Here is a 4,654-nt window from a genome sequence, read left to right on the forward strand (position 1 = left end):
CGGAACACGATCTTCGGGTTGTGCTTCTGCAGCACCTTGGTGATGGCCGCCGTCAACGTGGTCTTGCCGTGATCGATGTGTCCGATCGTCCCTACGTTCACGTGCGGCTTGCTGCGATCGAATTTTACTTTCGCCATGTGCTCTGCTCCGTCTTTCGCGGGGGCTAAAGCCCCTCTTCTGAAATCCCGTCCTGAGGCACGGCCGAAGCCGCGCCTTCCCGTTTACCGGCTCACTGCCTTGCCCTGCACCCGGGCGATGATCTCTTCGGCCACCGAGCGCGGGGCCTCTTCATAACGCTTGAAGTGCATGGAGAACGTGGCGCGGCCCTGGGTGCGCGAGCGCATGTCGGTGGCGTAGCCGAACATCTCCGCCAGCGGCACATGCGACTTGATCACCTGCGACCCGGCGCGGTGTTCCATGCCCTCGATGCGCCCGCGCCGCGAGTTCAAGTCGCCGATGATGTCGCCCATGTACTCCTCGGGCACCACCACCTCGACCGACATCACCGGCTCCAGCAAGACCGGCGAAGCCCTACGCGCAGCTTCCTTGAAGGCCATCGAACCGGCGATCTTGAAGGCCATCTCGCTCGAATCCACGTCGTGATAGCTGCCGTCGTAGAGCACGGCCTTGATGTCCACCAACTCGTAGCCGGCCAGCACGCCGCCTTCCATGGCTTCGCGCATGCCCTGGTCCACCGGCTTGATGAATTCCTTGGGCACGCTGCCGCCCACAATCTCGTTGACGAACTCGTAGCCCAGGCCCGGGTTGGGCTCCAGGCGGATCTTGACGTGGCCGTACTGGCCGCGCCCGCCGGTCTGGCGGATGAACTTGCCCTCGGCCTGGGCCACCTTGCGGATGGTCTCACGATAGGCCACCTGGGGCTTGCCTACGTTGGCATCCACGCTGAACTCGCGCATCATGCGGTCGACGATGATCTCCAGATGCAACTCGCCCATGCCGCTGATGATGGTCTGTCCGCTGTCCACGTCGGTATGGACCTTGAAGGTGGGATCTTCCTGGGCGAGCTTGGCCAGCGCCACGCCCATCTTTTCCTGGTCGGTCTTGGTCTTCGGCTCCACCGCCACCGAGATCACCGGCGTGGGGAACACGATGGATTCGAGCACCACGGGATGCTTCTCTTCGCACAGGGTGTCGCCGGTGGTCACGCCCTTCAGTCCGACGCAGGCGCAGATGTCGCCGGCGTAGATCTCTGAGATCTCTTCCCGCTTGTTAGCGTGCATCTGCAGCAAACGTCCGATGCGCTCGCGGCGCCGGCGCCCGGGGCTGTACACGTTGTCCCCGGTCTTCAGCTGTCCGGAGTACACGCGGATGAACGTCAGCTGCCCGACGAAGCTGTCGGTCATGATCTTGAAGGCCAGCGCCGAAAAGGGTTCGTTGTCATCGGCCTTGCGCGTGAGCTTCTCCTCGGGATTGTCCGGGTTCTCCCCCTCCATCGGAGGGATCTCCAAGGGCGAAGGGAGGAAGTCCACCACCGCGTCCAGCAGCGGCTGCACGCCCTTGTTCTTGAACGAACTCCCGCACAGCACCGGGAACACCTTGAGCGCGATGGTGCTCTTGCGCAGCGACTTCTTCAGTTGCTCGGGGCTGATGGTCTCGCCTTCCATGTACTTGTGCAGCAGCTCATCGTCGTTCTCCACGATGGTCTCGACCATCTGGCTACGGAAGGCGTTGGCCTTCTTCATGAGCGCTTCCGGGATGTCCTCGACCACGTACTCGGCGCCCAGGGTCTCGTCGTTCCACAGAACGGCCTTCATGGCGAACAGGTCCACCACGCCTTTGAATTTGTCTTCCTGTCCGATGGGGAGCTGGATGGCGACGGGGCGGGCGTTCAGGCGCTTGCGGATGGTGTCGATGGCGTGCTCGAAATCGGCGCCCATCTTGTCCATCTTGTTGATGAAGCAGATGCGCGGCACGCCGTACTTATCGGCCTGGCGCCATACGGTCTCGGATTGCGGTTCCACGCCGTGCACGGCGTCGAACACGGCGCAGGCGCCGTCCAGCACGCGCAGCGAGCGCTCCACCTCGGCGGTGAAGTCCACGTGGCCGGGCGTATCGATGATGTTGATGCGGATATCGCGCCAGTAGCAGGTGGTGGCGGCACTGGTGATGGTGATGCCGCGCTCCTGCTCCTGCTCCATCCAATCCATGGTGGCCGTGCCTTCATGGACCTCTCCCAGACGGTGCGTGATCCCCGTGTAATAGAGGATTCGCTCCGTGGTGGTGGTCTTGCCGGCATCGATGTGCGCCATGATTCCGATGTTCCGGCAACGCGTCAATGGGACTTGTCTGGCCATTGTGTAATTTCGTAATTTGGTGATTGAGTAATTTGAAAAGACGCCGATTGGCCGGTTTTCAATTACTCAATTACAAAATTCCAAAATTTCCCAATACTCCTCACCACCGGTAATGCGCGAAGGCCTTGTTGGCCTCTGCCATGCGGTGCACGTCTTCCTTCTTCTTGATGGCGGCGCCCTTATTGTTGGCCGCGTCCAGCAACTCGTTGGTCAGCTTGTCGATCATGCCCTTCTCCGCCCGGCCCCGGCTGTAGCTCAGCAGCCAGCGGATGGCCAACGACGTCCGCCGGTTGGGATTCACTTCCACCGGCACCTGGTAGTTAGCGCCGCCCACCCGCCGGGTCTTCACTTCCAGCATGGGCTTGGCGTTCTCCACCGCCTTGGTGAACAGCTTCAGCGCCCCTTCGCCGCCGCCCTTTTCCTCCAGCTTCTTCATGGCTTCATAGAAGATGCCCTGGGCGGTCGAGCGCTTGCCGTCCCACATCATGGAGTTGATGAACTTGGTGACCAGCGTCGAGTCGTACAACGGGTCGGCCACCACTTCGATCTTCGGGACTGTTCCTTTTCTCGGCATGGTCGGTTCCTAGGCCTTGGGCCGTTTGGCGCCGTACTTCGAGCGCCCCTGCCTGCGGTCGTTCACGCCCACCGTATCCAGCGTGCCGCGCACCACGTGGTAGCGCACCCCCGGGAGGTCCTTCACGCGGCCCCCGCGGATCAGCACGATGGAGTGCTCCTGCAGGTTATGGCCGACGCCCGGGATGTACGTCGTCACCTCAATGCCGTTGGTCAAGCGCACGCGCGCTACCTTGCGGAGCGCCGAATTCGGCTTTTTGGGCGTCTGGGTATAGACGCGGGTACACACTCCGCGCTTCTGCGGACACTCTTCCAGCGCCGGGCTGGCGGTCTTGTACGTCTCCCGCCGCCTTCCCATACGCACCAGCTGGTTGAACGTAGGCACGCTTCCTGCTCTCCCGGCACGCCGTGTGTCCCCAAAGGACAGACACCCGCGCCTGATTGTGAAAAACGCACGTTTCAGGCTGGCTTCGGCGCAAGGCCGAGCCATACTTCTCCGTCCGGTTGAGGGACGGGGAGATTTCTATTCTGTTTTGGTCTGGCTCGCGACGGTGGCACCCAGCCTGAGCTTCCGAGGGTGCTCCGTTTCGTCCGCCACGGCCTGCATATCCTCCGACGGGTCGGGGGCAGCGCAGGCGCGTTTTTCAGCGAGGACACCCTGCTAACGGTCCCGAACTTCCGGAACCTCGGGCGGTACGGCTAAAGCACAGCCAACTGCAAAAGGCAGGCCTGACTCAACTCGCAGAACCGTTTGAGTATAGCAATGAGCCGCGACGGGCGTCAACTTCGGGGCCGCCGGGCCCCTAGAACTGGTCCTTGCTGGAGGCGTGCTCGTTGCCCCGGAGGAAGCGCAGGGCTTTTGTGGGCCGTGCGCCCGGCCTGCGGCTTGCCGAAACCGGCGCGAGCTTCTACACTTGAAGTTTCCCCCAGCAGTTCGCTCGGGAAATGTTTTTGCCTCCGCCGGAGTCGCGGAGGGGAGGGTGCATGCGGCGGTTGGCTTGCGTCGGGTTGTTCCTGATTCTCGTGCTGAGCCTGGGGCTTTCCGGGTGCGGGGGCAGCAAGTCCAGCCCGACCAGCACCGCCAAAGCCGCCAGCGTCGCCTTGCTTCCCACCAGCCTCTCCATGGAAGTGGGCGGGGTCTCCCAGGTTGTCATCACTGTGAAGGACGCCGCCGGCAATCTGCTCTTTACCTCTACCCCGACCTTCAGTTCCAGCAACACAGCCGTGGGCACGGTTGCCAACGGCGGACAGGTATGCGCCGGCACTTGGGATTCCCTCACTATCCCCGTGGTGTGCACTCCAGCGGTGGCCGCCGGCACTAGCAACCTGACGGCCACCGTAGGCGGCATCACCAGCAACACCGTGGTGCTTTCCACCCATCTGCACGTGGACAACATCACCCTCTCGCCGGCGTCCGTGGACTGCAAGTCGCAGAACGCCACCCAGATCTTCACCGCGACCGCCTTCAACAGCGGCGTGGACATCACTGCCACCGTCGGGACCTTCAGCTGGCTCTCCAGTGACAGCACAGTGGCGACCATCGACGTAGCCGGCCCCGCCACCACTCCGGTGCTCACCGCCAACCAGGCCAGCATCAAGGCCAAGAACTCCGGGCTGGCGAACATCTCCGCCTCCATCAGCGGGACCAACAGCGTGGCCGCGCCCTTTATCACCTGCTCGCCCGCCACCATCTCCATCCACGTGCAGAGTCTGCCGGACACCTCCTTCAGCATCGCCACCGGCGCCACCAAACAATTGGCGGCGGA

The 4,654-nt window shown here is 62.8% G+C and carries 5 protein-coding genes; 1 reads left to right on the top strand and 4 read right to left on the bottom strand.

What is annotated here, in order from left to right; genetic code table 11:
• The 4 genes from VGQ94_06540 to rpsL form a co-directional block, all read right to left on the bottom strand.
• Nucleotides 1–137 (bottom strand): GTP-binding protein (locus VGQ94_06540; GenBank protein ID HEV2022170.1); only part of this gene is annotated, 137 nt, incomplete at its 3' end.
• Nucleotides 138–221: 84 nt separating this feature from the next.
• Entirely contained in the window at nucleotides 222–2,315 is a 2,094-nt protein-coding gene (gene fusA, locus VGQ94_06545) for an elongation factor G (GenBank protein HEV2022171.1), read from the bottom strand.
• A 100-nt stretch (nucleotides 2,316–2,415) separates the two neighbouring features.
• Complete coding sequence (rpsG, locus tag VGQ94_06550; GenBank protein HEV2022172.1) at nucleotides 2,416–2,889, bottom strand: 30S ribosomal protein S7; 474 nt, start codon at nucleotides 2,887–2,889, stop codon at nucleotides 2,416–2,418.
• Between the two features lie 9 nt (nucleotides 2,890–2,898).
• Nucleotides 2,899–3,273 (bottom strand): 30S ribosomal protein S12, encoded by a 375-nt coding sequence (gene rpsL / locus VGQ94_06555; protein HEV2022173.1) that lies wholly within the window; start codon nucleotides 3,271–3,273, stop codon nucleotides 2,899–2,901.
• 599 nt (nucleotides 3,274–3,872) lie between these two features.
• Between rpsL and VGQ94_06560 the strand changes: the two genes are divergently transcribed.
• Nucleotides 3,873–4,654, top strand: a 782-nt coding sequence (locus VGQ94_06560; protein HEV2022174.1) for a hypothetical protein, incomplete at its 3' end; no start/stop codon positions are given.

The sequence above is a fragment of the Terriglobales bacterium genome (assembly GCA_035937135.1).
In the GTDB taxonomy this organism is placed as follows: Bacteria; Acidobacteriota; Terriglobia; order Terriglobales; family Acidobacteriaceae; genus DASYVL01.